This is a genomic window from Hylemonella sp. GW821-FHT10B10 (genome assembly GCF_059415585.1).
Genome location: NZ_JBWKNN010000002.1, coordinates 326476 through 350633, shown reverse-complemented (window position 1 = coordinate 350633; position 24158 = coordinate 326476). Strand labels below are relative to the sequence as shown.

Sequence of the window (24158 nt, the reverse complement as noted above, 5' to 3'; positions counted from 1 at the left end):
CCGGCCTGGCCCCGGCCAGGGCCGCACCTTCAGGCAAAGACGCCCGCGGTCTCTTGCATGCGGGCCGAGACCTCGCCTAGCTGGTGCAGGCTGTCGCCGTAGCTCATCTCCAGCTGCGTGAGCTTCTTGAAGTAGTGGCTCACGATGTACTCGTCGGTCACACCGATGCCGCCGTGCAGCTGCACGGCCTGCTGGCTCACGTAGCGCATGGACAGTCCCAGCTGGTACTTCGCGCGTGCCAAGGCGCGGCGGCGTTCGTCGGTCGGGGCGTTGAGCTTGAGGCTGGCGTAATAGCTCATGGAGCGGGCCAACTCCAGCTGCATTTTCATGTCCGCGGCACGGTGGCGCAGCGCCTGGAAGCTGGCGATGGCCACGCCGAACTGCTTGCGCGTGTTCATGTAGTCCAGCGTCACGGCCAGGGTTTGGTCCATCACACCCACAGCCTCGGCGCAGAGGGACGCGATGCCGATGTCCACCGCATGTTCCAGTGCCGTCAGTCCGTCGGCCGTCACGAGTTGCGCTGCAGCCTGGTCCAGAACCAGGTCAGCGGCGCGGCCGCCATCCTGTGTGCCGTAGCCGCGGGTGCTCACTCCCTTGGCCTTGCGCTCCACCAGGAACAGGGCCAGCTTGCCGCCAGCCAGGGCCGGCACCAGGAAGGCGTCGGCCTGGTCGCCGGCCGGCACCATGTTCTTGATGCCAGAGACCGTCCAGCTGCTACCGGTTTGTGCGGCCGTAGCCTCGCACACATTCAGGCGGTAACGTGCCTTGCGCTCCTGCTGGGCCAGCACCACCAGGGCCTCGCCACTGGCGATCTTCGGGAGCCAGTTGCCCTTGAGTTCGGCGCCTGCGTAGCCCGACAACACGGCGCCGGCGATCAGGCTCTGTGCCAGCGGCTCCAGCACGATGCCGCGGCCCAGCTCTTCCATGACCACCATGCCCTCGATGGGCCCCATGCCCAGGCCGCCCTCATCTTCGGGGATGTAGAGGCCGCAAAGGCCCAGCTCTGCCAGTTCATTAAATGCCTCGCGCGAGAAACCGCCCTTGGCCTCGATACCGCGGCGGCGTTCGAAGCCGTAGCCCTTTTCCACCCATTTGTGCACGGCGTCGCGCAGTTGCTGCTGGTCGTCGGTGAAGTCGAAATCCATGTGTGTCTCCTAGTGCTCAGCCGAGGATGGTTTGAGCGACGATATTGCGTTGCACTTCGTTGCTGCCGCCATAGATGGTGGTCTTGCGCATATTGAAGTAGGTCGAGGCCAGCGGGGCATTGGCGAGGATGCCGCCGGGGTAGTCACCCTGCCAGCCGGCTTCCATGGCTTCGCGGATCAGGGGCAGGGCGTAGGGGCCCGCGGCCAGCATCATGAGTTCGCTGTAGCGCTGCTGGATTTCGCTGCCGCGGATCTTGAGCAGACCGGCGATGTCCAATGAGTTCTTGCCCGATTTCTCGGCCGAGAGCACGCGCAGCACCAGCATCTCCAGAGCCACCACGTCCACCTCGAGCTTGGCGATCTCGTCGCGGAAGCGCACGTCGTCATAGACACCTTCGGCCTTGGCGATGCGCTTGAGGCGCTCCAGTTCGCGCTTGGCGCGATTCACGTCGGCGATATTGGTGCGCTCGTGGCTCAGCAGGTGCTTGGCGTAGGTCCAGCCCTTGTTCTCCTCGCCGATCAGGTTCTCGGCCGGCACTTCAACGTTGTCAAAGAAGACCTCGTTGACTTCGCACTCGCCGTCGAGCAGCTTGATGGGGCGCACGGTCACGCCCTTGGATTTCATGTCGATCAGCAGGAAGGAGATGCCGGTCTGCGGTTTCCCCTCGTTGCTGGTGCGCACCAAGCAGAAGATCCACTCGCCGTACTGGCCCAGCGTGGTCCAGGTCTTCTGGCCGTTGACGATGTATTTGTCGCCTTTGCGCTCGGCGCGGGTCTTCACGGAGGCCAGGTCCGAGCCCGAGCCGGGCTCGCTGTAGCCCTGGCTCCACCAGACCTCGCCGCTGGCGATGCCGGGCAGGAAACGCTTCTGCTGTTCTGGGCTGCCAAAGGCCATGATGACCGGGGCCACCATCACAGGCCCGAAGGGGATGACACGCGGCGCACCGGCCAGCGCGTTTTCTTCTTCAAACAGGTGCTTCTGGATGGCGTTCCAGCCTGGGCCGCCGAACTGTTGGGGCCAGCCCCAGCCCAGCCAGCCCTTCTTGCCCAGGATCTTGGCCCAGCGCTGGTGGTCGTCGCGGGTCAGCTGCAGGGCGTTGTGCACCTTGTGCGAGATGTCGGCCGGGAGGTTCGCGCGCACCCAGGCGCGGATCTCCTCGCGGAACTTCTGTTCTTCAGGGGTGAAAGCCAAATCCATGGGAGTCTCCGGTTGAGGCATTGGTCTGTAATGCCCATGTTTTAGCACGAGCGTTCGCAAATAGCTGTCCAAACCGTGACAACGCGATAATCACGCCATCCCATGAATAACATCGTTATCTTGATTTCTGGCGGCGGATCCAATATGGCCGCCATCGTCCAGACGGCCGAGCGCGAGCATTGGTCAGAGAAATACGAGGCCCGTGTGGCTGCCGTTCTGAGCAACAAGGCAGACGCGAAAGGTCTGGTGTTTGCGCGCGACAAGGGCATCGCTACGGCCGTGCTGGACCACAAGGCCTATGGCAGCCGCGAAGATTTCGATGCCGCCCTGATGACGGCCATCGACGCCTATCAGCCTGTGCTGGTGGTGCTGGCCGGTTTCATGCGCATCCTGACGCCGGCTTTTGTCGCACATTACGCCGGACGCCTGCTCAACATTCACCCCTCGCTGCTGCCGGCCTTCACGGGCCTGCACACGCACCGCCGTGCCATCGAGGCGGGCTGCAAGTTCGCCGGCGCCACTGTGCACCAGGTTACGGCCGAGCTGGACCACGGCCCCATCCTGGACCAGGCCGTGGTGCCTGTGCTGCCGGGGGATGACGAGCATGCGCTTGCCGCTCGCGTGCTGACGCAGGAGCACCTGATCTACCCGCGGGCCATTGCCAGGCTCCTTCAGAAAATCTGAACCCGGCTGCCGCGCGCACAGGCCATCCCCGTGCCGCCCGGTGCCGGGCTGTTCTCAGGCCACGGCGCTGAGGGTGGATGCCCTGGGCTGCCCGGCCCAGCCGCTGGCCATCTGCTCGTAGGCGAGGCGGGCTAGCCGCGCCAGGTCCGAGGTTTTTTGCCCTGAACTGGAAGCACTGTCCGAGCTCTGTGAGGTTTCGGACAGGCGCTGCACCTGGGCGCTCAACTGCTGTACGAAGGCGTCGGACTCGCTGGCGTTGATGGCGCCGTCACCATCGCTGTCGATGGACTTGAAAAGCGCCTGCAGAGGGTCGCTGGCCGAGTCGCCGGCCAGGCGCTCCTCCGTGGACACGACGCCATCCTGGTTGGTGTCCAGCGGGTCGTAGCTGGTGCTGCTGCTGGTTTTCGCCGCGCCGCCCGCTGGAGGCGGGGGCGGCATGCCACCGGCACCTTGCGGGCCTTGGCCGGGCTGGGGGCCGCCGGCGTCGAATTCGGACTGGCTCAGGCTGCCGTTGCCATCGGTATCGAGCTTGCTGAACAGTTCGTCGCTGCCGGAAGTGGCCGTGCCGTTGCCGTCCTCCGAGCTGGCCATCTTGTCCATCAGCTCGCGCAGGCTCGCCATTTCCTCGGTGCTGATGGAGCCATCGCTGTTGCTGTCCACTTTCGAGAACAGGTCGTCGCCGCTACTGCCAGCACCACGCGACTGGGCAAAGTCCATGGTCGACGGGGGTGGCGGCATGATGCTTTTCATGCCTTCGCCCAGTTCGGCCTGGGACAGGCTGCCATCGCCGTTGCCGTCCATCTTGCTGAACAGTTCGTCGGCGCTGCCCATGCCGGTGGTGCCGGTTTTCTTGCCGATGTCGTCGAGCATGCTCTGCAGCTCGGCCTTGCTGACCGAGCCGTCGCCGTCCGTATCGACCTTGTTGAACATCTCCTGCGGACTCGGGCCGCCGGGTGGGCGGTTGTTGCGCGTGGCGCTCATGGTGGACCAGGCGCTGCTGGCGCCGCTGATCCCGCTGATCGTGCTCATGATCGTTCCTTTCATTGCTGAAGTTAAGGGAGTGCCTCGCCGGCCCAAGAGGCAGGTGCTGGCTCAATCATTCTTGAAGCGCCTTGTTAAACGGATTTGTCTCTTTTGTACCGGGCCTGATACCTAAGGCCTGGCTAAGGCGCAAAAAGCCGGGCAAGTCCCGTCCAGTTCGCGGTTTGCGGAGCAGGGGCGCTGACTACACTTTTGCCTGAACCCGACCGCCAGCCCAAGCCATGAACGCCCCTTTGCAGATACTCATCGTCGATGACGACGAGGGCATCACCTCACTGCTGTCTGCCTACCTGGCCGGCTTCGGCTATGCCGTGCATGCGGCCAGTGACGGTATCTCGATGCGGCGGCAACTGGCAGCCCACCCCATCGACCTGATCGTGCTGGACCTGATGCTGCCCGGTACGGACGGTCTGGCCCTGGCGCGGGAGGTGCGCCAGCGTTCACGTCTGCCCATCATCATGTTGACGGCACGCTCCAGTCCCTATGACTGCGTGCTCGGCCTGGAGATGGGGGCCGACGACTACATGAGCAAACCCTTTGAGCCGCGCGAGCTGGTGGCGCGCATCCAGAGCGTGCTGCGCCGCATGGCGGCCGGCCCGTCCGCTGCGCAGGATGTGGCCGATAACGATGTCATTCACTTCGACGGCTGGGTGCTGGACCGCCATGAGCGCTGCCTGACCTCGCCGGCCGGGCTGGTGGTGGCTCTCTCCAACGCGGAGTACCGCCTGCTCAGTACCTTTCTGCGTATGCCGCGTCGCATCTTCAGCCGCGACCAGCTGATGGAGCAGGCCCGGGGACGTTCCATGGATTCTTTCGACCGCAGCATCGACCTGCTGGTCTCGCGTCTGCGCCAGAAACTGGCGGACGATCCGCAGGGCGCGGCCATGATCAAGACCGTGCGCGGCGCCGGTTATATGTTCAACGCCCGCTCGGTACAGGGGCAGGTGGCATGGCTGGGCTGAGGGCCAAGGCCGCGCGCCTGCTGCCGGCCACCCTGTTTGGTCGCCTGGCGCTGCTCTTGTTCGTGGCCGTGCTTGCCAGCCATATGCTGGCCCTCACGCTGATGTTCGAGCTGCGGCCGCCCCCGCCACCCCATTCGCCGGTGTTCCAGGCCGGCCCCATGCCGCCCCGGCCGCCACCTTCGCTCTTGCACCCCGGCATGCTGCTGGACATCGGCGTGCGCCTGGGGGCGCTGATGCTGGTGGCCTGGATCGGTGCGCGCTGGCTTGCCCAGCCCATACGCCAGCTTGTCAGCGCGGCACGTGGCCTGGGCAAGGACATTCACCAGCCGCCCTTGCCTGAGGACGGTACCGTCGAGTGCCGTGAGGCCAGCCGTGTCTTCAACCAGATGCAGGCGCAGATCCGGCAGCAGCTGGACGAACGCGACCGTTTCGTGGCAGCGGTTTCTCATGATCTGCGCACGCCCCTGACTCGCCTGCGCCTGCGTGCCGAGGGGCTCAGCGATGTCGAGGAGCGGCAGCGCTTTCGCCAGGACGTTCACGAGATGGACGCCATGATCAGCGCCACCCTGGATTACCTGCGCGGTGCGGCCGATGCCGAGGTGCTGGTGCCGCTGGATCTGCAAGCGCTGGTGTGCAGCATGGCCGACGACCGCCAGGCCTGCGGGCAGAAGGTGAGGGCCGAAGGGCAGGCCCTGCCGCTGCGCGTCCAGGCCTCGGCCCTGCGCCGCTGCATCAACAATCTGGTGGACAATGCCGTGCGTTATGGCGATGGGGCGAACATTCGTCTGCTGGACGCGCCTGACTGTGTGCGCATCGAGATCAGTGACCAGGGGCCGGGCATCCCCGAAGAGGAACTCGAAAGGGTGTTGGCACCGTTCTATCGCCTGGAGGGTTCCCGCAATCGCAGCACCGGCGGCGTGGGTCTGGGGCTGTCGATCGCGCACGATATTGCCCGGCGGCATCAGGGCCGGCTGCATCTGCGCAACGGCGCCAGCGGTGGCCTGGTGGTCACACTGGAGCTGCCGCGGTCGCTGCTGTCCTAGTCAGCCTTGCCTGCGGTCTTGACTGGACCGACCCAGGCGAAGCGCGGCTGGCGCACGCCCTCAATGACCACTTCCTCGTTGAACATGGCGGCTGGTCGTACCCACAGGCCGCGCTCACCATACAGCGCGCGGTACAGGGTCATGGGCTCCAGCGTTTCGCTGTGGCGCACGGTGCCCAGCACCTCGTACATCAGGTTCTTGTAGTGGCGGTAGAGGCCGGGTCGGGTTTCGATCAGTGGGGGGAGGTTTTCATCGCTCATGGGACAATTCTGTCCTATGCACCCTCAAGCTCTGCTGGACGTCTGTACCGAACTGGTCCGGCTCACCCTCAAGTTCGACCACCCGGCCGACGCCATCGTCTCGCGTTTTTTCCGCGACCATCGCGGCCTGGGCCCGCGCGAGCGCGCCACCCTGGCCGAAACCGTCTACACCGTGCTGCGCAAGAAGCTGCTGTTCGAGAAGCTGGCGCTTTCGGGCAGCGGACCCAGGGAGCGGCGGCTGGCCATCCTTGGTTTTTATGGCCCGCGTGATTTCATTAAGAGCGTGCTGACCGAGCAGGAAAAGCAATGGCTGGATCAGTGCGACAGGGTCAAACCCGAAGAGCTGATGGACCTGCACCGCCACAACCTGCCGGAATGGCTGGTGCAGCCGCTGAAAGACCAGCTGGGCAAGGGCTTCTGGCCCCTAGTCGAAAGCCTGAACCTGGGCGCTGGCCTGGACCTCCGTGTCAACACCCAGCTGGCCAAGCGCGAAGCGATCCAGAAGGAATTGCAGGCGGCGGGCATCAAGTCCCTGCCGACGCCCTATTCACCCTGGGGCCTGCGCATCGGAGACAAGCCGGCCCTGAACAAGCTGGACGTGTTCACGCGCGGCGCCATCGAGGTGCAGGACGAGGGCTCGCAGCTGCTGGCCCTGCTGCTTGACGCGCACCGTGGCGAGATGGTGGTGGATTTCTGCGCCGGTGCCGGTGGCAAGACCCTGGCCATTGGCGCGGCCATGCGCAGCACCGGTCGGCTGTATGCCTTCGACACCTCAGGGCATCGCCTGGAGGCGCTCAAGCCCCGCCTTGCCCGCAGCGGCCTGTCCAATGTGCATCCGGCCGCCATCGCCCACGAGCGCGATGAGCGCATCAAGCGCTTGGCCGGCAAGATCGACCGCGTGCTGGTCGACGCTCCCTGTTCGGGCCTGGGCACCCTGCGTCGCAACCCCGACCTGAAGTGGCGCCAGAGCTTGCAGGCCGTGGAGGAAATGACGGTCAAGCAGGCCGCCATTCTGGCCAGCGCGGCTCGCCTGCTCAAACCCGGCGGGCGTCTGGTCTATGCGACCTGTAGCGTTCTCCCCCAGGAAAACGAGGCCATCGCCGAGGCCTTTTCCGCTGCCCACGCCGATTTCCAGTCCCTGGATGCTGGCGAGCTCTTGACCCAACTCAAGGTCTCGGGAGCCGAGCGCCTTTGTCATGGGGGCGACAATGGCCAGAAATACCTTCGTCTTTGGCCCCATCTGCATCAAACAGACGGCTTCTTTGCTGCAATTTGGCAAAAAAAGTGATCATTTGACTTGAATTAAGGTTTTCTGCCTAAAGCTGACCAGTGCTGGTCAAAACAGGGCGAAACCTTTAGAATCCATGCCACAGGCCCGGCCGCTTCTTCAGTGACGACCGGGCTTATTCCTATTCACTACGTTGAGAGACTTCTATGTTCTTACCTGACTGGGCTTTGTTGAACGCGGCCATCGACTGGCTGGCGCACGGCCTGCTGGACCTGAGCTGGTGGCAGACCGTCCTGGTCGCCCTGGCCCTGACCCACGTCACGATCGCCAGTGTCACCATCTTCCTGCATCGCCACCAGGCGCACCGGGCGCTGGACCTGCACGCCATTCCCTCGCACTTCTTCCGTCTCTGGCTGTGGCTGACGACCGGCATGGTGACCAAGGAATGGGCTGCCATCCACCGCAAGCACCACGCCAAGTGCGAGCAGGCCGAAGACCCGCACAGCCCGCAGGTCTACGGCATCAAGAAAGTCTTCTTTGAAGGTTCGGAGCTGTACCGCGCCGAAGCCAAGAACCAGGAAACCATGGCCCGTTATGGCCACGGCACCCCGGACGACTGGATCGAGCGCAACCTCTACACTCGCTATTCCTGGCAGGGCGTGGGCGTGATGCTCATCATCGACTTGGCGCTCTTCGGCGCTGTCGGCGCGGCCGTGTGGGCCCTGCAGATGGCCTGGATCCCGATCACCGCGGCCGGCATCATCAACGGCATCGGCCACTACTGGGGTTACCGCAACTTCGAGGCGCCGGACGCCAGCACCAACATTTCGCCCTGGGGCATCATCATCGGCGGTGAGGAGTTGCACAACAACCACCACACCTACCCGACCTCGGCCAAGCTGTCCGTGAAGCCCTATGAGTTCGATATCGGCTGGCTTTACATCAGCATCCTGAGCGCCATGGGCCTGGCCAAGGTCAAGAAGACTGCGCCCAAGCTGGCCCTGGGTGACATCAAGCCGGTGGCCGACGACAAGACCCTTGAGGCCCTGATCGCCAACCGTTACGAGATCATGGCGGGCTACGCCGCGGGCATGCAGCACGCCTTCCAGCACGAAGTCGCCGTCCTCAAGGCCCGTACTGCTGACACCGCCGTGGTCAAGGCCGCTGCACGTTGGCTGCACCGTGACGAAGACAAGGTGCCGGCCCATGCCGCGCCCCAGCTGGCCCAGGCCCGCGCCGCTTCCCCGGTGCTGGACAAGATGGTCACCATGCGCGAAGAACTGCGCCAGCTCTGGCTGAACACCTCGCTCTCGCGCGAGCAGCTGCTGGCCAATCTGCAGGCCTGGTGCCACCGCGCCGAAGAGAGCGGCATTGCCGCGCTGCAGGAGTTCTCGATGAAACTGCGGATGGCGCGCGCCTGAAGCCGGTCTTCGCCCTTCATGACAAAGCCCGCCTTGTGCGGGCTTTTTCTTTTGGGCGGCTGAGCATGAAAAAAGCCACCCGCAGGTGGCTGGTTCAGGAGGTACGGAACTCGCGGAAGGCGTCGTCGTCGATCTGCGCCAAGGCGGCGTTCAGGCCTTCGGCCAAGGCGACTGCCTCCGACCGCAGGCTGCGCCGGTCCGAGCTGTGCGGGTCCGCGCCGTCGATGGTGTATGCCCAGCCGAAGGTTCCGTCGTTGCGCGGCAGCGAGGTCACCACGATGGCTTTATCGCGGTAGACCTCGGCGCGCGTGTTCACTTTTTGCTCTTGGTATCGACCGACAGCAGTTCGGCGCCCACACCCGCCGACAGTAGGCCGGTCCCGGCATAGATGCCCAGCTTGGCACGTGTGTCGGTGATGTCCAGGTTGCGCATGGTCAGCTGGCCGATGCGGTCCAGCGGGCTGAAGGGCGCGTCTTCGACCTTCTCCATGCTCAGGCGCTCGGGCGCGTAGGTGAGGTTGGGGCTGACCGTGTTGAGGATGGAGTAGTCGTTGCCGCGGCGTAGCTCGAGGGTGACCTCGCCGGTGACGGCGTGGGCAATCCAGCGCTGGGCGGCTTCGCGCAGCATGATGGCCTGGGGGTCGAACCAGCGGCCCTGGTAGAGCAGGCGGCCCAGCTTGCGGCCGTTGTCGCGGTATTGCTCGATGGTGTCTTCGTTGTGGATGCCGGTCACCAGTCGCTCGTAGGCGATGTGCAGCAGGGCCAGACCGGGAGCCTCGTAGATACCGCGGCTCTTGGCTTCGATGATGCGGTTCTCGATCTGGTCGCTCATGCCCAGGCCGTGGCGCCCGCCGATGCGATTCGCTTCCAGGATCAGTTCCACTGGGTCATTGAATTGCACGCCATTCAAGGCCACGGGTTGGCCTTCCTCGAAGCGCACGGTGACTTCCTCGCGTTTGACAGCGACATCATCCTTCCAGAAGGCCACGCCCATGATGGGGTTCACGATCTTCATGCCGGAGTTCAGGTGCTCGAGGTCTTTCGCCTCATGGGTGGCGCCCAGCATATTGGAGTCGGTCGAGTAGGCCTTTTCGGCACTCATCTTGTAGCCAAAGCCATGCTGCGTCATGAAGGCGCTCATCTCGGCGCGGCCGCCCAGCTCGTCGATGAAGAGCTGGTCCAGCCAGGGCTTGTAGATTTTCAGCGAGGGATTGGTCAGCAGGCCGTAGCGGTAGAAGCGCTCAATATCGTTGCCCTTGAAGGTCGAGCCGTCGCCCCAGATGTTGACGTCGTCTTCCTTCATCGCGGCCACCAGCATGGTGCCGGTGACGGCGCGGCCCAGCGGTGTGGTGTTGAAGTAGGTGGCCCCGGCGGTGGTGATATGGAAGGCGCCGGACTGTAGTGCGGCAATGCCTTCGTGCGCCAGTTGGCGGCGGCAGTCGATCAGGCGGGCCAGCTTGGCGCCGTACTCCATGGCCTTGCGCGGTATGGCGTCGTAGTCCGGTTCGTCGGGCTGGCCCAGGTTGGCGGTATAGGCATAGGGCTCGGCGCCCTTGAGCTTCATCCACAGCAGGGCGGCGCTGGTGTCCAGCCCGCCCGAGAAGGCGATGCCGACCTTCTGGCCGATGGGGAGGTTTTGCAGGATGGTGGCCATGAGGATCAACCGAAGTGGCAGATGTAGTGGTAGGGCTCGGTCACGCGGATCTCGAAGCTCGAGTTGCCGGGCACGTTGAACTTCTGGCCGGCGGCGGACTTGACCCAGGCGTCGGAGCCCTTGAGCTTGTATTCGCAGCTGCCGGCCACGCATTCCATGATTTCGGGCGCGCCGGTGTTGAAGGTCAGGGTGGCGGGCAGCACCACGCCGACGGACTTCTTGGTGCCGTCGGCCAGGGTGATGCTGTGGCTGACGCACTTGCCGTCGAAATAGACATTGGCCTTGGTCGTGACGGTCACGCTGTTGTATTGCTCGGTGCTCATAGGGAGTTCTATAGGTTTCAGGGGCGAATCCGCGATTTTAAGGCAGGTGCTTACTTCAATCTGGCCAGCCAGCTGGGGGCGTCAAAGCCCACACTGACGTCTTTTGGGTTCCATTCCACGACAGGGCGCTTGATCACACTGGCCTGAGCCAGCATCAGGGCGCGGGCGCTGCGGGCGTCGGTGACGCCGGCCTGGGTGGCGGGCTCCAGCTTGCGCCAGGTCGTACCCTGGCGGTTGAGCAGCTTTTCCCAGCCGGCGACGGCCATCCAGTGGTCCAGGCGCGCCTCGGGCACGCCCTGCTTCTTGAAATCGTGGAACAGCACCTCCACTTGCTGTTCAGCAAGCCAGGCGCGCGCCTTTTTTACCGTGTCGCAATTCGGGATGCCGTAGAGGGTGATGGAATTCTTCATAAGCGACAATTCTCCCGTATGCCGAGCATGAACACACTTTCCGACTGGCTGGCCCACTGTGAGCGCCTGCATCCCAAGACCATCGACATGGGGCTGGACCGCGTCAAGGCCGTGGCCCAGCGCATGGGCCTCAAGTTCGAGTGTCCCATCATCACCGTGGCGGGCACCAACGGCAAGGGCTCGACCTGCGCGATGCTGGAGTCCATCCTGGGCCAGGCCGGTTACCGGACCGGCGTCTACACCTCGCCGCATCTGGTGCACTTCGAGGAACGCCTGCGCCTGCGGGGCGAGATGGTCAAAACCGCAGAGCTTTTGCCCTCCTTCGCGCGGGTGGAGCAGGCTCGGACCGCAGGCGGCGAGATCTCGCTGAGTTATTTTGAGTTCACCACCCTTGCCATCCTGGACTGCATGGCCCAGGCGGGGCTGGACGTGGCCATCCTGGAAGTAGGCCTGGGCGGACGGCTCGATGCTGTCAATATCCTGGACGCCGACTGCGCCATCATCACCAGCATCGACCTGGACCACATGGAGTTGCTGGGCCCCGACCGCGAGAGCATAGGCCGCGAGAAGGCCGGCATCATGCGCACCGGCCGCCCTGTGGTGGTCAGCGATCCCATCCCGCCACAGAGCGTGATCGACCATGCTGCCACCATTGACGCCGACCTCTGGCGTGTCGGCCGCGATTTCAATTACTCGGGCGACAAGCAGCAATGGAACTGGGCCGGCCGGGGCCGTCGTTACAGCGGCCTGGCCTATCCGGCGCTGCGGGGTGCCAACCAGCTGGTCAACGCCTCGGGCGTGCTGGCTGCGCTGAGCGCCTTGCGAGAGCAACTGCCTGTGACGGCCCAGGCCGTGCGCAACGGCCTTGCCTTCGTGGAGCTGCCGGGACGTTTCCAGATCATTCCGGGCCAGCCCACCCTGGTGCTGGACGTGGCGCACAACCCGCATTCGGTGTCCGCGCTCACGGCCAACCTGGACGCCATGGGCTATTTCCCGACCACCCACGCCGTTTTCGGTGCCATGGCCGACAAGGATCTGGCCCCCATGCTGGCGCGCATCATGCCTTTGGTGGACCGCTGGTATTTCAGCGACCTGCCTACGCCGCGCGCGGCCAGTGCGGCCGATCTGCAGGCCAAATGCCAGGCACTGAACCCGCGCGTGGCCGGGACCTCCGCGCTCTTTGCCGACCCCCTGCAGGCCCTGGGCGCGGCCATCGCCGCCGCGGACCCCGCTGATAGAATTGTGGTCTTCGGATCGTTCTACACGGTCGGTGGCGTTCTGAAGGAAGGCGTGCCGCGTCTTCAAGCCCAGCATCTGACCCCCTGAGTCCCAAATCCATGGCCTTTTTCAAGTTCCGCAAGGGTGGCGACGATCAGACCGCTCCCGCCGCGCAGCCCGAGAGCGTGGAGGTGCTGCGCCGGCGTGCCAAGAACCGGCTGATCGGTTCGGCCATTCTGGTGCTGATCGGGGTCATCGGCTTTCCCCTGCTGGTGGACAAGCAGCCGCGCCCCGTGGCCGTGGACCTGCCTATCGAGATTCCTGATAAAAACAAGGTGCTGCCGCTGAGCGCACCCGCCGAACCCGCGCCTGCCCCTGCCGCATCCGAAGTCGCGCCCAACGCCGCCGCGTCGGGTCTGGTTACCGAGGCTGCGCCAGCGGCTACCAACGCTGAAAGCAAGCCTGAAGCCAAGGTGACCAAGCCGGAAGCAAAGGCCGAGCCCAAAAAAGCCGAGACCAAAGCGGCCACCGAAACCCGCTACGTGGTGCAGGTTGGCTCCTTTGCCGATGAAAACCGCGCGCGTGATGCGCGCAGCAAGATCGAGCGCGCCGGCTTCAAGAATTACACCCAGGCTGTGGAAACCAAGGAGGGCAAGCGCATCCGTGTGCGGGCCGGTCCTTTTGCGAGCAAGGCCGAGGCCGAGCGCGCCGCGGAGAAGCTCAAGAAAATCGACCTGCCGGGCACCGTGCTGAGCCTCTAGGGATGGGCATGAGCGCACTGGACTGGATTTTTATCGCGGCCCTGTTGGCCTCGATCGCCCTCGGCGTTTGGCGTGGTTTCGTTTACGAGGTGCTGTCGGTGCTGAACTGGCTGCTGGCCTTCGTGCTGGCCCAATGGCTGGGCGCCGACGTCGGCCGCCAGCTGCCGATCGGCGGCAACTCGGAAGCCCTGGGCAACATTGCCGGTTTTGTATTGGTGTTTGTGGTGTCGGTGTTCATTGGTGGTCTGCTGGTCTGGGGTCTGCCGAAATTGATCGAACAGGCCGGCCTGCGACCGGTAGACCGGGTGATGGGCGGCGTGTTTGGCCTGCTGCGTGGACTCATCCTGCTGCTGGCCCTGACGGTGCTGGTGCTGATGTCGCCCTTGAAGAGCCAGACCTGGTGGCGTGAGGCCAAGGCGGCGCGTATTTCGGTGGAGGCGCTCAAGCTGCTCAAGCCGGTGCTGCCGCAGAGTGTGGGAAAGTATTTGCCCTGATTGATCGGACCGTGCACGGACAGGCCGTGTGCTCCCGACTGGAAGTGAAACTATGTGTGGAATCGTCGGCGTTGTCAGCAACGCACCCGTCAACCAGCTGATCTATGACTCGCTGCTGCTGTTGCAGCATCGCGGGCAGGATGCGGCCGGTATCGTCACCCAGCAGGACCGCAAGTTCTTCATGCACAAGGCCAAGGGCATGGTGAAGGACGTGTTCCGCACACGCAATATGCGGGCGCTGCCGGGCAACTGCGGCCTGGGCCAGGCGCGCTATCCGACGGCGGGCAACGCCTACAGCGAGGAAGAGGCCCAGCCCTTCTACGTGAACGCGCCTTTTGGCATCGTGCTGGTGCACAACGGCAACCTGACCAACGCGCAGGCGCTCAAGGCCGAGCTGTTCAATACCGATCACCGCCACCTCAACACCGAGAGCGACTCCGAGGTGCTGCTCAACGTGCTGGCCGACGAGATGGACAAAGCCACCCGCGGCAAGCCGCTGCGCGTGGGCGATGTGTTCACCGCTGTGCGCCAGATGCACAAGCGCCTGCGCGGCTCCTATTCCGTCATCGCGCTGCTCGCTGGCCATGGCGTGTTGGCCTTCCGCGACCCCTATGGCATCCGTCCCCTGTGCATGGGCCGCAGCCCGGATGGCACGGTCATGCTGGCCAGCGAGTCCGTGGTGCTGGAAGGCACGGGCCATGTGTTTGACCGCGACATCGCTCCGGGCGAGGCAGTTTTCGTTGATCTGGAAGGTCGTGTCAGCGCCCTGCAGTGCGCCGACGTGCCCCAGCTGCACCCCTGCATCTTCGAATACGTCTATTTGGCCCGTCCGGACTCGGTCATGGACGGCATCTCGGTCTACCAGGCGCGTCTGAACCTGGGCGAGACCCTGGCCAAGCGCGTGATCTCCACCGTGCCGCCCAGCGAGATCGACGTGGTGATTCCCATCCCCGAGTCGAGCCGTCCCAGCGCCATGCAGCTCGCCCAGCTGCTGGGCCTGCCCTACCGCGAAGGCTTCGTGAAGAACCGCTATGTGGGTCGTACCTTCATCATGCCGGGTCAGGCCGTGCGCAAGAAGAGCGTGCGCCAGAAGCTCAACGTGATCGGCAGCGAGTTCAAGGGCCGCAACGTGCTGCTGGTGGACGACTCCATCGTGCGGGGCACCACGAGCCGCGAGATCGTGCAGATGGCGCGCGAGGCCGGCGCCAACAAGGTCTATATGGCCAGCGCCGCGCCGCCGGTGCGTTTCCCCAACGTCTACGGCATCGACATGCCCACGGTGGAAGAACTGGTGGCGCACGGTCGTACCGTGGAAGAGGTGCGCCAGATCATCGGGGCCGACGCACTGATTTACCAGGATGTCGATGCCATGAAACACGCCATCGGCAAGCTCAACGACAAGATCAGCGGCTTCGATGCCTCCTGCTTCGATGGTGTCTACGTGACCGGCGATATCGAGCTGGCGGATATCGAGCGCATGAACTCGGCGCGCGTCAAGGGCGGCGAGGACGATGCCGACACTTCGCGCCTGGCCCTGCCCAATCACCAGATGGAATGAGCATGAGCGGCAAATCCCGACCCGAAGGCCTGCGCCTGCAGACGCTGGCGGTACGCGCGGCCGTCGAGCGCAGCCAGTACGGTGAAAACTCCGAAGCGCTGTACCTCACGAGTGGCTATGTCCAGCCCAGCGCCGAAGCCTCTGCACGCCGCTTTGCGGGTGAAGAGGACGGTTACACCTACGGCCGCTCGGGCAATCCGACGGTGAGCAGCATGGAGTTGCGGCTTGCGGCACTTGAGGGCACCGAGGCCTGCATGGCCACCTCGTCCGGCATGTCCGCCATCATGCTGATGTGCTTCAGCCTGCTTAAGGCCGGCGACCACGTGATCTTCTCCCAGTCCATGTTTGGCTCCACGATCAAGCTGATCGGTACGGAGTTCGCGCGCTTCGGTGTCGAGTCCACCAGCGTGCCGCAGACCGACCTGGCTGCCTGGAAGGCGGCGATCCGCCCAAACACACGTCTGCTGTTTGCCGAGACACCGACCAATCCGCTGACCGAGGTCTGCGACATCACCGCTCTGGCCGAGCTCGCGCACAACGCGGGGGCCTTGTTTGCCGTGGACAACTGCTTTGCCACGCCGGTGTTGCAGCGGCCGGCCGATATGGGCGCCGATGTGATCATGCATTCGGGTACCAAATACCTCGACGGTCAGGGCCGGGTGATGGCCGGTGCCCTGTGTGCGAGCGAGAAGCTCGTGGTCGAGAAATTCCTGCCCGTGCAGAAGAACAGCGGCATGGTGCTGTCGCCCTTCAACGCCTGGGTGGTGCTCAAGGGCATGGAGACGCTGGACTTGCGCATGCGCGCGCAGACGGCGCTTGCCCACGAGCTGGCCGCCTGGCTGGAAGGGCATCCGGCCGTGGCCCGCGTTTACTACCCCGGCTTGGCCTCGCATCCCCAGCACGCCTTGTCCATGAAGCAGATGTCCGGCCTGGGCGGTGCGGTGCTGTCCTTCGACGTCAAGGCAAGCGGCCCTGAGCAGGCGCGCGCGCGCGCCTTCCATGTGCTGGACTCGCTGCAGACCCTGTCGCTCTGTACCAATCTGGGCGACACCAAGACCCTGCTCACCCACCCGGCCAGCACCTCGCACGGCAAGCTGTCCGAGGCGCAACGCCAGGCTGCTGGCATAGGCCAGGGCCTGCTCCGCGTGGCCGTGGGCCTGGAGCACCCGCAGGACGTGCAGGACGACCTGCTGCGCGGCCTCGATACCCTCTGAACTGATTGCACCCGTGACACAACGCGTTCGTACCCGCTTCGCCCCTTCGCCGACAGGATTCATCCATCTCGGCAACATCCGCTCCGCCCTTTACCCCTGGGCTTTTGCACGCGCCCAGGGCGGCGACTTCATCCTGCGCATCGAGGACACGGACCTGGACCGTTCCACCCAGGCCGCGGTGGACGTCATCATCGAAGGCATGGCCTGGCTGGGTCTCACGTATGACGAAGGTCCGTTCTATCAGATGCAGCGCATGGACCGCTACAAGGCCGTGCTGGCCGAGCTGCAGGCCGCGGGGCATGTCTACCCCTGCTACATGAGCGTGGAAGAGCTCGATGCCCTGCGCGAGCGCCAGATGGCCAACAAGCTCAAGCCGCGCTACGACGGCACCTGGCGCCCCGAGCCGGGCAAGACCCTGCCATCTGTGCCCACGGGCGTGAAGCCTGTACTGCGCTTCAAGAACCCGCAGGGCGGCGCCGTGGTCTGGGATGACAAGGTCAAGGGCCGCATCGAAATCAGCAACGATGAACTCGATGACCTGGTGATTGCGCGCCCCGACGGCACACCGACCTACAACTTCTGCGTGGTGGTGGACGACATCGACATGGCCATCACCCATGTGATCCGCGGCGACGACCACGTGAACAACACGCCGCGCCAGATCAACATCTTCCAGGCCCTGGGCAAGGAGCCGCCGGTCTACGCCCACCTGCCCACCGTGCTCAACGAGCAGGGCGAGAAGATGAGCAAGCGCAACGGTGCCAAGCCCGTCACGCAGTACCGGGAAGAGGGTTATCTGCCCGACGCCATGGTGAATTACCTCGCGCGCCTGGGCTGGAGCCATGGCGACGACGAGATCTTCAGCCGCGCGCAGTTCCTGGCGTGGTTCGACTTGGACCACCTGGGCCGCAGCGCCGCACAGTTCGACGAGGCCAAGCTGCGTTGGGTCAATGCCCAGCATCTCAAGGCCCTGGCCGACGAGGCCCTGGCCCCGATGGTGACCGAGCACTTGAAAAAACGCGGTATCACCGCTGACGAGCGGCTGGTTCGTATCTGCGGCCTCTTCAAAGACCGTTGCGACACCCTCGTCGCACTGGCCGACTGGGCCCAGGCTTTTTATGGCGACGTGACGCCGAAGGCCGAGGACATCGCCCAGCATGTGACTGATGCCGTCAAGCCCGCGCTGGCCCAGCTCAAAGACAAGCTGGCCGTCTGTGCCTGGGACAAGACCAGCATTGCTGCGGCCATCAAGGAAGTGCTCACCATTGCGGGCCTGAAAATGCCGCAACTGGCCATGCCGGTGCGTGTGTTGGTGCTGGGCACGCCCCAGACCCCCTCGCTGGACGCGGTGCTGGAGCTGCTGCCCCGCGAAAAAGTTCTGGCCCGTTTGCAAAGAGCCTGAATTTCAGCTTATAATTTGAGGCTCGACGCGATGGTCTTGCAAAAGATCGTTGTAGCGAAATGGGGGTATAGCTCAGCTGGGAGAGCGCTTGCATGGCATGCAAGAGGTCATCGGTTCGATCCCGTTTACCTCCACCAATTTCGCATCGAGATGGAAATCAGTCCAGGTTTTGACCCTATCGTCTAGAGGCCTAGGACATCACCCTTTCACGGTGAGTACCGGGGTTCGAATCCCCGTAGGGTCGCCAAGTTTTGCAGCACTTGGTCCGGTTTCACAAGAAGCCGGACGAACGTTGCTCCACGTGGAGTGGTAGTTCAGTTGGTTAGAATACCGGCCTGTCACGCCGGGGGTCGCGGGTTCGAGTCCCGTCCACTCCGCCAGAACCTACCCCGTAGATCATTGATCTACGGGGTTTTTTCTTGCCTGAACGATCCTAAGTCTTTGATTTAAAAAGAAATCAAGAATCTCAGGTCGTCTCCACTTGTCTCACACGATCTCTTGTAATAGCATGATCAATGTTGGGTTTTATGTGGGGTAGGTTGTGAATGCCAAAAAAGGCGGATGAACTCTCGGCGCTGGCCGTAGGCCGGATCAAGAAGACAGGCCTGACCATGGTCGGCGGCGTCGCGGGCCTGGGACTTCAAGTGAGTCCTGGTGGCGCCCGAAGCTGGATCCTGCGCGCCAAGGTCGGATCCTTGAGGCGCGATATCGGACTCGGCGGTTTTCCGGATGTCTCCCTGGCGCAAGCCAGGGAGCTGGCGCGTGCTGCCCGACAGCAGATTGTGGACGGTATCGATCCTGTCGCGGAAAAACGGCGCAAGCGCGCCGAGCTTATCGCCACCCAGGCTACGACCATCACCTTTGACGAGGCGGCAGAAAAGTACATCACTGCTCACGAGTCCGAGTGGAAAAACGCCAAACACCGGGCGCAGTGGGTTTCGACGTTGGAGACCTATGCCCGCCCCGTGATCGGCAAGATGGATGTGCGCGATATCCTGCAGGGGCACGTCCTGGCAATTCTTGAGCCGATCTGGACGACCAAGACCGAGACAGCTGTTCGGCTCAGAAGCCGGATCGAACTGGTGCTGGATTGGGCCACTGCGCGCAAGTATCGATCCGGCGAAAATCCGGCACGTTGGCGAGGACACCTGGATCACCTGCTGGCCAAGCCCAGCAAGACCAAGAAAGTCGTTCATCACGCCGCGCTTCCCTTTAAGGAGGTGCCCTCGTTCATGAAGTCCCTGAGGGAGGTTGGCGGTGTCGCCGCACGCGCCTTGGAGTTCACCATACTCACCGCAGCGCGCTCGGGGGAGGTGCGAGGTGCCACCTGGGATGAGGTGGATCTGGAGGGAAAATTCTGGACCGTACCCGCGGCTCGCATGAAGGCGGGCAGGGAACATCGTGTGCCGCTTTCTGATGCGGCGCTAGCGCTGCTGTTATCGACTCCCAAGAATCATCGTACGGGTTTGCTGTTCCCAGGTACAAAGGGACAACCGCTCTCAGACATGTCATTGACCGCAGTCCTGAAGCGCATGAATCGCAAGGACATCACGGTGCACGGCTTCAGGTCCACCTTCAGGGACTGGGCTTCGGAGACGACGAGTTATCCGAACGAGGTCGTGGAGATGGCACTGGCGCATGCCATCGGCAATGCGGTCGAGGCAGCCTACCGGCGAGGTGACCTGTTCAAGAAGCGCCATAGCCTGATGGCTGACTGGGCCATGGCGGGCACATCGCGCTAGTCGACGTAACCGGTCGGAAGGTCCTGCCATTTAGGCGGCAAGGGAGTGCTGGTCCTTAGCCGACTGACTGATGGACGCGATTCTGTATAGCGCGACATCTGTCGAGAAGTTCAGAAAACTCTGGCTGCTCCACCGCGAGCAGACCGTCCTCCAGCATCGCTGCGTAATCATTGGCCAGTGCCTTGAGTGATTCGCCTTCGGGGATAAGCTGGAGCGCACCAGAAACGGCTGCGACGTAGTCGACCCAATTACCGGCGGCGTCTTTCTCCGCAAAATACATCGACTTGTGCTCTGCGACCTGACGCGCAAGTGCGTGATCAGCGATGGCCTTGTCGAGGTGATCGGTCTTGGCTATGGCGGCCAGGTCGTACCAATGCCGCGAGTAGCGCTCACCTCGCAGTCGGCCTTGAAGACAGTAAACATGGGCGGCCGTAGCCTTTTCCCAGAACGTCCGCTCAGCGGCCATCACCAGGGGGTGCGCGGTCGGAAATTCAAGTCCCTCGATCAAAGGCGCCATGTCGCATGACACTGGGTGAACTTGATTGGGTTCACCAGTTGCGCGTGCTCCGAACTCCAGCTGAATGGTGGGTGCGGCATAGCCTGTGCCCGTCCGGACGGCTGGGTAGGCCAGGATCAGTTTGTCCTGGTTGTCCCCAGCCTGTGTCAGCGTGGCTTTCAAGCCAGCGGCAGTTAGGGCGCTTTCGAGGATCGGCTGAACTGTGCCCTTGATCCAGTCGGGCAGACGCGAGCGTACCGCGCTGCTGATCTTTTTCTCCTGGCTTGACGATGCTGGGATGGGATTGCCGTCACGCAGTCGGTCCCCCACCAATTCACGAATGTCGTAGGTGAGATCGATGTCCTCGGAGAAGCGGTCAATGATCTTGTATACCTTGGACAGTGACGTACCACCCTTGAAGGTCAGTTTGTCGGCCAGTGCTGAGCCATAGATCGCTGACAAGGTCCAGACGACCCATATGTCTTTCTCCAGCAAGTGAGCGGGGCGTCCGCTTTGACCTGCGGCCACCTCCAGTGCCTCGGCCTGATCCTCCGGGCTGAGGCTGAACCAGGGTTCAGCCATGCATGCTCACTTCGCTTACAGCGCGTGCCATCCAGCTGGGGAGGGTGGCCCGTGCGGCATGCAAGGCGGCCCATTCCTCTGCTGGCAGTTTGGACCGCAAGGCCTGCAAAGCTGTTGAGGTTTGCTCAGGCCCAAGCCAGGACAAGGCACGGATGACCATACCGGCCGGGCGCTTACCCAGTATGAGCTGCCAGCGGCTGGCATGTTTGAGCTCGACGCTGCGGTTGCCCAGGCGTAGTTTGCGCGACGGTCCGGAGGTCAGGAACACCTCGCGCGTTGGCATTTGCGTTGTCAGTCCCAAGGCATTGGCCTCGGCCGCGCCGTTGGCTACTACCAGTTCGCCACTGACGGATTCGATGGCTTGCACCACGGTCTGTGTGGAGGGGGGGCGGGTGCCGAAGCGGCTTTGTACGGGGAGGGCATAAGCCCCCCGACCTACACGCAGCAGCTTTCCCTCACGCGTCAGACGCGTGAGGGTTTGATCTACCGCTGCTCGGGAGCCTAGATGCAAGAACTCCTTGGGCGAGAGCAGACCTCCCTCGGGCAAGGCCTGGGCGGCTGACAGGATGGCTTGGGCTAGGGAGCTCATGGTGGGATCCGTTTGTCAGAAGTATATATAAGTTTCTGACATTTTGCAAGATGACTGCTCTGCTGACGACCCCCAAGGATCCGGGGGCGAGGTTGTCGTTTCCAGGGATAAAGGTACAGCCGCTTTTGGGTACGTTGCTGCACGCAGCGCACCGTGCATGGTTCCAGATCAACCTTCGGGGATTGGGACTCGGAGACGACGCGATACCCGAACGAGGTAGTGAAGATGACGCTGGCGCATGCCATCGGCAGTGCGGCCGATGCGGCGTATAGGCGAGGGGACCATCTCAAGAAGCGTCAGAAGCTTAGGTGGTGTCCGAGAAACCGGCAGCAGCCCAAAGCAGGCGACCGGTCAGAAAAAACTACTCGAGCTCATCCCCTCTATCTTCGCCATACCATGCATCAACAAGGCCGCTTGCCTTGACCTCGTCGATCTCCGCACGAGATCGGAGCCACTTCAACACGGTCTCTCGTTGCGATTCCGAGACCGAACCACGCTTGAAGCCCACGATGAATCCGCCACTTGCCCAACCTCCGAATCCGAGCCCCTCCGGTTCAATGACCTCCGAGAGCAGGGACTCGATAAGTGCCTCGGATTGCTCCGGAGTCAAAAGCGATTTGAATGTAGCTTCCCAGTAGAAACCGAGTTCCTGAAACTCGCCGACACGCAACTTTTTGCGAAGCCTTCGACTGCGTTTCTTTGTCATGATGGTTACCCTAACGAATTAGGCCGCATTTAGGCCAAGACGCCCCAAACTTTCCAGACTACCGGACTTCAAAGAAGCCGCCGTCAATCGGTTGCCGCTCCTCCGCCGATGGCTGCTCAGCCACTGCTGGACGACTGAACGGTTCGGGTGTAACCGCAGGAGCAGCGGCCGGCCCAACCGCCGCCACACGGCCCGCGACTGTTGCCAGCATCCCCCCTTGTGACAGCCGCTCAAACGCTAGGCCGAGTCGCATGAGGTGCAGCGCTTCAAAGCTGCGACGCTTGGGCGCCGAACTGCGAAGGCGCTCATAGACATCGGCCATCTCCGCCGGCACCGAGAACCTCAGGCCGACATCCCTATTCTTGACATCCATTGCCATGGTCGCCCCGTCTCCTACGTGAGCTTCGGACGCGAAAGGATCTCGCCGGCGAGCTGGAAGCCCTTGACGTTCGAGTACAACGGTTCATCGTCAATGTGCATGATGTGGATAAGGTGCGGAAAGCGGTTACGGAAGTACTCATAGAACAGTGCACCGCCACCGCCGGTGAACAGAATGGTATCTAACCCGTCGAACGAAACGACCTTCGCCTGCATACGATCCACCGACTCCTTGAGGACAGCGGTGATGTCGGACTCATAGTCCGACAGGCGGTACGACCTTCCCGAAACAGTAAATGACTCACGCTTTTCACAGATCGCGCGGTCGATGCGCTCGATGACGTCGAAGTTGTCGCGCCAGCCGCGGTCGATCTTGTCGGCAACGGCGTAGGAGCAAGCCAACATGCTCCTGTTATAGGCGCCCGAGCGTTGCCAGTTAGGGCTGCGACCGCGGGTTACGAACCAGTCGAGCGTGCCGCCGCCGGCATCGACCACCATAGAAAAATGGTCCTCGTAGATACGACGGTTCAGATTCCCGTAATTCACCAGAGCGCCTTGAGGCTGCACGATGACGCTGCAGTTTTCAACTGTGATCCGACGGTACGAGTCGGCTTGGGTGGCGTCTGGCAAAAGGTGTTCGCCGATCACACGAGACTGAAGCCTCTCCCGGTGCTCTTGGTATGTCGTAAGTGGCAGGCCCAGCACGAGATGCTTGATGACCAGCTCGCCGGGGCTGCCGGCGTCGAGCCACATGTAGTGCATGGCGCCCCGGACCAGCGCCAGATATTTGGAAGACAAGCAATAGTCCGGCAGGACATCTCGGGGCTCCTGGCCAGAGCTGAAGAGGTTTACGTCACGTCCGACGAAATACTCGACACCGTCGACTTCGACCAACGACCCATTCGGACGACTATTCAGAACGGACTGAGGTGACATTCCTTGCGAGAGGCGAGGAGCCAAACTCGGGAAATGATTAACAGCAATCGACGGAATGCCGCTCAGGACCTTCCGACCGAAGGTCAGCTTGACGGAAAAGTAGCCGACATCGACAGCACGTACATCAACGACTACAGAAGTTTCAGGTTTCATAAACGCTCCAAACAAGGACAACACATGTGTGCTGTATGGAATCCTCTCAGAGCATTTCAGTTTGTCAAACGATCGAGACCAGTGCCGGCAATCATTGCCACTTTGCAGCCATAGAGAACATTCCGCAGTTTGGCGCGGTGGAGATCATTGCCACTTTGAAGCCAGAAAGGGTACGCAGCTTGCTGGTGCTACGGCAATGATTGCCGGTTTGAAGCCAGAAAATATCTTGGTGGCTTGGAGGGCTGGCAATCTTTTCCGTTTTCCAAAAGAACGTCGATAGCCGACCAATTTATAAGAGAGAAAGCCAGACTGGCCCCAGAAATCTCAACTCATTTCGGGACATCAGTGCCGTGCTGGAGGATCGCTTTCGTCAGGACCAGCCCCGCAGAATGAGCCGCCAACCGGTATCTTGTGCGATCGAGACCTTCTTCAATCAAGGGGTTGTAGACGGCAAATGCAGAGCGCCCACGACGACATATCAACAGGACGCGAGGGCGGGACTCCAGCAACGGTTTCGAGAAGTGATTCGAAGGAGAGAGTTCACCCGGCCTTACTGCCACA

Annotated in this window: 25 protein-coding genes and 3 tRNA genes; 15 read left to right on the top strand and 13 right to left on the bottom strand. The window is 62.9% G+C overall.

Annotation, left to right across the window (positions count from 1 at the left end; all coding sequences use genetic code 11):
- Nucleotides 1-29 precede the first annotated feature (29 nt).
- Together AC07NT_RS11860 and AC07NT_RS11855 are read right to left on the bottom strand one after the other, a co-directional pair.
- A complete protein-coding gene (locus tag AC07NT_RS11860; RefSeq protein WP_498598826.1) occupies nt 30-1145 on the bottom strand; it encodes an acyl-CoA dehydrogenase family protein in 1116 nt (371 codons plus the stop codon).
- A gap of 16 nt (nt 1146-1161) precedes the next feature.
- Nucleotides 1162-2343: an acyl-CoA dehydrogenase family protein gene (locus tag AC07NT_RS11855; RefSeq protein WP_498598827.1), complete on the bottom strand. Its 1182-nt coding sequence runs from the start codon at nt 2341-2343 to the stop codon at nt 1162-1164.
- Nucleotides 2344-2445: 102 nt separating this feature from the next.
- Here AC07NT_RS11855 and purN point away from each other — a divergent pair, with 102 nt between their 5' ends.
- A complete protein-coding gene (gene purN / locus AC07NT_RS11850; protein WP_498598828.1) occupies nt 2446-3027 on the top strand; it encodes a phosphoribosylglycinamide formyltransferase in 582 nt (193 codons plus the stop codon).
- 54 nt (nt 3028-3081) lie between these two features.
- Here purN and xopAW read toward each other — a convergent pair whose 3' ends face one another.
- Nucleotides 3082-4056, bottom strand: coding sequence for a XopAW family type III secretion system calcium-binding effector (gene xopAW, locus AC07NT_RS11845; protein WP_498598829.1), 975 nt, complete (start codon nt 4054-4056; stop codon nt 3082-3084).
- Between the two features lie 233 nt (nt 4057-4289).
- Between xopAW and AC07NT_RS11840 the strand changes: the two genes are divergently transcribed.
- Together AC07NT_RS11840 and AC07NT_RS11835 are read left to right on the top strand one after the other, a co-directional pair.
- Nucleotides 4290-5030 (top strand): response regulator, encoded by a 741-nt coding sequence (locus AC07NT_RS11840; protein WP_498598830.1) that lies wholly within the window; start codon nt 4290-4292, stop codon nt 5028-5030.
- Entirely contained in the window at nt 5018-6073 is a 1056-nt protein-coding gene (locus tag AC07NT_RS11835) for an ATP-binding protein (protein WP_498598831.1), read from the top strand. The genes AC07NT_RS11840 and AC07NT_RS11835 overlap by 13 nt, the downstream gene beginning before the upstream one ends.
- Here AC07NT_RS11835 and AC07NT_RS11830 read toward each other — a convergent pair.
- Nucleotides 6070-6333, bottom strand: a complete 264-nt coding sequence (locus AC07NT_RS11830; protein ID WP_498598832.1) for a DUF1653 domain-containing protein — start codon at nt 6331-6333, stop codon at nt 6070-6072. The genes AC07NT_RS11835 and AC07NT_RS11830 overlap by 4 nt on opposite strands.
- Nucleotides 6334-6349: 16 nt before the next feature.
- Between AC07NT_RS11830 and AC07NT_RS11825 the strand changes: the two genes are divergently transcribed.
- Both AC07NT_RS11825 and AC07NT_RS11820 read left to right on the top strand, forming a co-directional pair.
- Nucleotides 6350-7621, top strand: a complete 1272-nt coding sequence (locus AC07NT_RS11825) for an RsmB/NOP family class I SAM-dependent RNA methyltransferase (protein WP_498598833.1) — start codon at nt 6350-6352, stop codon at nt 7619-7621.
- A 146-nt stretch (nt 7622-7767) separates the two neighbouring features.
- A complete protein-coding gene (locus AC07NT_RS11820; RefSeq protein ID WP_498598834.1) occupies nt 7768-8982 on the top strand; it encodes a DesA family fatty acid desaturase in 1215 nt (404 codons plus the stop codon).
- Between the two features lie 94 nt (nt 8983-9076).
- Here AC07NT_RS11820 and AC07NT_RS11815 read toward each other — a convergent pair whose 3' ends face one another.
- The 4 genes from AC07NT_RS11815 to AC07NT_RS11800 are packed head-to-tail and all read right to left on the bottom strand — an operon-like array spanning nt 9077 to nt 11368.
- Entirely contained in the window at nt 9077-9298 is a 222-nt protein-coding gene (locus tag AC07NT_RS11815; protein WP_498598835.1) for a hypothetical protein, read from the bottom strand.
- Nucleotides 9295-10635 carry an argininosuccinate synthase gene (gene argG / locus AC07NT_RS11810; RefSeq protein WP_498598836.1) on the bottom strand — a complete coding sequence of 447 codons (1341 nt, stop codon included), beginning with the start codon at nt 10633-10635 and terminating at the stop codon, nt 9295-9297. The genes AC07NT_RS11815 and argG overlap by 4 nt, the downstream gene beginning before the upstream one ends.
- Nucleotides 10636-10640: 5 nt before the next feature.
- Nucleotides 10641-10958: a pyrimidine/purine nucleoside phosphorylase gene (gene ppnP, locus AC07NT_RS11805; RefSeq protein WP_498598837.1), complete on the bottom strand. Its 318-nt coding sequence runs from the start codon at nt 10956-10958 to the stop codon at nt 10641-10643.
- A gap of 50 nt (nt 10959-11008) precedes the next feature.
- Entirely contained in the window at nt 11009-11368 is a 360-nt protein-coding gene (locus AC07NT_RS11800) for an ArsC family reductase (protein ID WP_498598838.1), read from the bottom strand.
- Between the two features lie 18 nt (nt 11369-11386).
- On the opposite strand from AC07NT_RS11800, the gene folC reads away from it, so the two are divergent.
- The 10 genes from folC (at nt 11387) to AC07NT_RS11750 (ending at nt 19757) form a co-directional block, all read left to right on the top strand.
- Complete coding sequence (gene folC / locus AC07NT_RS11795) at nt 11387-12694, top strand: bifunctional tetrahydrofolate synthase/dihydrofolate synthase (protein ID WP_498598839.1); 1308 nt, start codon at nt 11387-11389, stop codon at nt 12692-12694.
- A gap of 11 nt (nt 12695-12705) precedes the next feature.
- Nucleotides 12706-13347 carry an SPOR domain-containing protein gene (locus AC07NT_RS11790; RefSeq protein WP_498598840.1) on the top strand — a complete coding sequence of 214 codons (642 nt, stop codon included), beginning with the start codon at nt 12706-12708 and terminating at the stop codon, nt 13345-13347.
- Between the two features lie 8 nt (nt 13348-13355).
- The gene (locus AC07NT_RS11785) at nt 13356-13841 is read left to right on the top strand and encodes a CvpA family protein (RefSeq protein ID WP_498598841.1); all 486 of its coding nucleotides are present in this window, start codon (nt 13356-13358) and stop codon (nt 13839-13841) included.
- 52 nt (nt 13842-13893) lie between these two features.
- On the top strand, nt 13894-15399 hold the full coding sequence (gene purF / locus AC07NT_RS11780) for an amidophosphoribosyltransferase (RefSeq protein WP_498598842.1): 1506 nt from the start codon (nt 13894-13896) through the stop codon (nt 15397-15399).
- A 2-nt stretch (nt 15400-15401) separates the two neighbouring features.
- Nucleotides 15402-16613, top strand: coding sequence for an O-succinylhomoserine sulfhydrylase (locus tag AC07NT_RS11775; protein ID WP_498598843.1), 1212 nt, complete (start codon nt 15402-15404; stop codon nt 16611-16613).
- A 13-nt stretch (nt 16614-16626) separates the two neighbouring features.
- Entirely contained in the window at nt 16627-18015 is a 1389-nt protein-coding gene (gene gltX, locus AC07NT_RS11770) for a glutamate--tRNA ligase (protein ID WP_498598844.1), read from the top strand.
- A gap of 61 nt (nt 18016-18076) precedes the next feature.
- Nucleotides 18077-18152, top strand: a tRNA-Ala gene (locus AC07NT_RS11765).
- Nucleotides 18153-18186: 34 nt separating this feature from the next.
- Nucleotides 18187-18262 (top strand) — tRNA-Glu (locus AC07NT_RS11760).
- Nucleotides 18263-18318: 56 nt separating this feature from the next.
- A tRNA-Asp gene (locus AC07NT_RS11755) sits at nt 18319-18395 on the top strand.
- Nucleotides 18396-18560: 165 nt separating this feature from the next.
- Nucleotides 18561-19757 (top strand): tyrosine-type recombinase/integrase, encoded by a 1197-nt coding sequence (locus AC07NT_RS11750; protein ID WP_498598845.1) that lies wholly within the window; start codon nt 18561-18563, stop codon nt 19755-19757.
- Between the two features lie 55 nt (nt 19758-19812).
- Here the strand turns inward: AC07NT_RS11750 and AC07NT_RS11745 are convergent, their stop codons facing one another.
- The 5 genes from AC07NT_RS11745 to AC07NT_RS11725 all read right to left on the bottom strand — a co-directional run bounded on the left by AC07NT_RS11745 (nt 19813) and on the right by AC07NT_RS11725 (nt 23597).
- Entirely contained in the window at nt 19813-20835 is a 1023-nt protein-coding gene (locus AC07NT_RS11745) for a nucleotidyl transferase AbiEii/AbiGii toxin family protein (protein ID WP_498598846.1), read from the bottom strand.
- Entirely contained in the window at nt 20828-21424 is a 597-nt protein-coding gene (locus tag AC07NT_RS11740) for a DUF6088 family protein (protein WP_498598847.1), read from the bottom strand. Before AC07NT_RS11740 ends, AC07NT_RS11745 begins: the two co-directional genes overlap by 8 nt.
- Before the next feature lie 361 nt (nt 21425-21785).
- A complete protein-coding gene (locus tag AC07NT_RS11735; protein WP_498598848.1) occupies nt 21786-22130 on the bottom strand; it encodes a 50S ribosome-binding protein YggL in 345 nt (114 codons plus the stop codon).
- 58 nt (nt 22131-22188) lie between these two features.
- Nucleotides 22189-22509, bottom strand: a complete 321-nt coding sequence (locus tag AC07NT_RS11730) for a hypothetical protein (RefSeq protein ID WP_498598849.1) — start codon at nt 22507-22509, stop codon at nt 22189-22191.
- Between the two features lie 14 nt (nt 22510-22523).
- A complete protein-coding gene (locus tag AC07NT_RS11725; protein ID WP_498598850.1) occupies nt 22524-23597 on the bottom strand; it encodes a ParM/StbA family protein in 1074 nt (357 codons plus the stop codon).
- Nucleotides 23598-24158 lie beyond the last annotated feature (561 nt).

What these genes read in the sequence shown, in the direction of transcription:
- AC07NT_RS11725 (WP_498598850.1), bottom strand. Translation starts at nt 23,597, where the DNA reads ATGAAACCTGAAACTTCTGTAGTCGTTGATGTACGTGCTGTCGATGTC.
- AC07NT_RS11790 (WP_498598840.1), top strand. Translation starts at nt 12,706, where the DNA reads ATGGCCTTTTTCAAGTTCCGCAAGGGTGGCGACGATCAGACCGCTCCC.
- AC07NT_RS11860 (WP_498598826.1), bottom strand. Translation starts at nt 1,145, where the DNA reads ATGGATTTCGACTTCACCGACGACCAGCAGCAACTGCGCGACGCCGTG.
- purF (WP_498598842.1), top strand. Translation starts at nt 13,894, where the DNA reads ATGTGTGGAATCGTCGGCGTTGTCAGCAACGCACCCGTCAACCAGCTG.
- AC07NT_RS11830 (WP_498598832.1), bottom strand. Translation starts at nt 6,333, where the DNA reads ATGAGCGATGAAAACCTCCCCCCACTGATCGAAACCCGACCCGGCCTC.
- AC07NT_RS11740 (WP_498598847.1), bottom strand. Translation starts at nt 21,424, where the DNA reads ATGAGCTCCCTAGCCCAAGCCATCCTGTCAGCCGCCCAGGCCTTGCCC.
- purN (WP_498598828.1), top strand. Translation starts at nt 2,446, where the DNA reads ATGAATAACATCGTTATCTTGATTTCTGGCGGCGGATCCAATATGGCC.
- AC07NT_RS11750 (WP_498598845.1), top strand. Translation starts at nt 18,561, where the DNA reads ATGCCAAAAAAGGCGGATGAACTCTCGGCGCTGGCCGTAGGCCGGATC.
- AC07NT_RS11855 (WP_498598827.1), bottom strand. Translation starts at nt 2,343, where the DNA reads ATGGATTTGGCTTTCACCCCTGAAGAACAGAAGTTCCGCGAGGAGATC.
- xopAW (WP_498598829.1), bottom strand. Translation starts at nt 4,056, where the DNA reads ATGAGCACGATCAGCGGGATCAGCGGCGCCAGCAGCGCCTGGTCCACC.
- AC07NT_RS11745 (WP_498598846.1), bottom strand. Translation starts at nt 20,835, where the DNA reads ATGGCTGAACCCTGGTTCAGCCTCAGCCCGGAGGATCAGGCCGAGGCA.
- AC07NT_RS11775 (WP_498598843.1), top strand. Translation starts at nt 15,402, where the DNA reads ATGAGCGGCAAATCCCGACCCGAAGGCCTGCGCCTGCAGACGCTGGCG.
- AC07NT_RS11825 (WP_498598833.1), top strand. Translation starts at nt 6,350, where the DNA reads ATGCACCCTCAAGCTCTGCTGGACGTCTGTACCGAACTGGTCCGGCTC.
- AC07NT_RS11730 (WP_498598849.1), bottom strand. Translation starts at nt 22,509, where the DNA reads ATGGCAATGGATGTCAAGAATAGGGATGTCGGCCTGAGGTTCTCGGTG.
- AC07NT_RS11835 (WP_498598831.1), top strand. Translation starts at nt 5,018, where the DNA reads ATGGCTGGGCTGAGGGCCAAGGCCGCGCGCCTGCTGCCGGCCACCCTG.
- AC07NT_RS11840 (WP_498598830.1), top strand. Translation starts at nt 4,290, where the DNA reads ATGAACGCCCCTTTGCAGATACTCATCGTCGATGACGACGAGGGCATC.
- AC07NT_RS11785 (WP_498598841.1), top strand. Translation starts at nt 13,356, where the DNA reads ATGAGCGCACTGGACTGGATTTTTATCGCGGCCCTGTTGGCCTCGATC.
- AC07NT_RS11735 (WP_498598848.1), bottom strand. Translation starts at nt 22,130, where the DNA reads ATGACAAAGAAACGCAGTCGAAGGCTTCGCAAAAAGTTGCGTGTCGGC.
- folC (WP_498598839.1), top strand. Translation starts at nt 11,387, where the DNA reads ATGCCGAGCATGAACACACTTTCCGACTGGCTGGCCCACTGTGAGCGC.
- AC07NT_RS11820 (WP_498598834.1), top strand. Translation starts at nt 7,768, where the DNA reads ATGTTCTTACCTGACTGGGCTTTGTTGAACGCGGCCATCGACTGGCTG.
- ppnP (WP_498598837.1), bottom strand. Translation starts at nt 10,958, where the DNA reads ATGAGCACCGAGCAATACAACAGCGTGACCGTCACGACCAAGGCCAAT.
- argG (WP_498598836.1), bottom strand. Translation starts at nt 10,635, where the DNA reads ATGGCCACCATCCTGCAAAACCTCCCCATCGGCCAGAAGGTCGGCATC.
- AC07NT_RS11800 (WP_498598838.1), bottom strand. Translation starts at nt 11,368, where the DNA reads ATGAAGAATTCCATCACCCTCTACGGCATCCCGAATTGCGACACGGTA.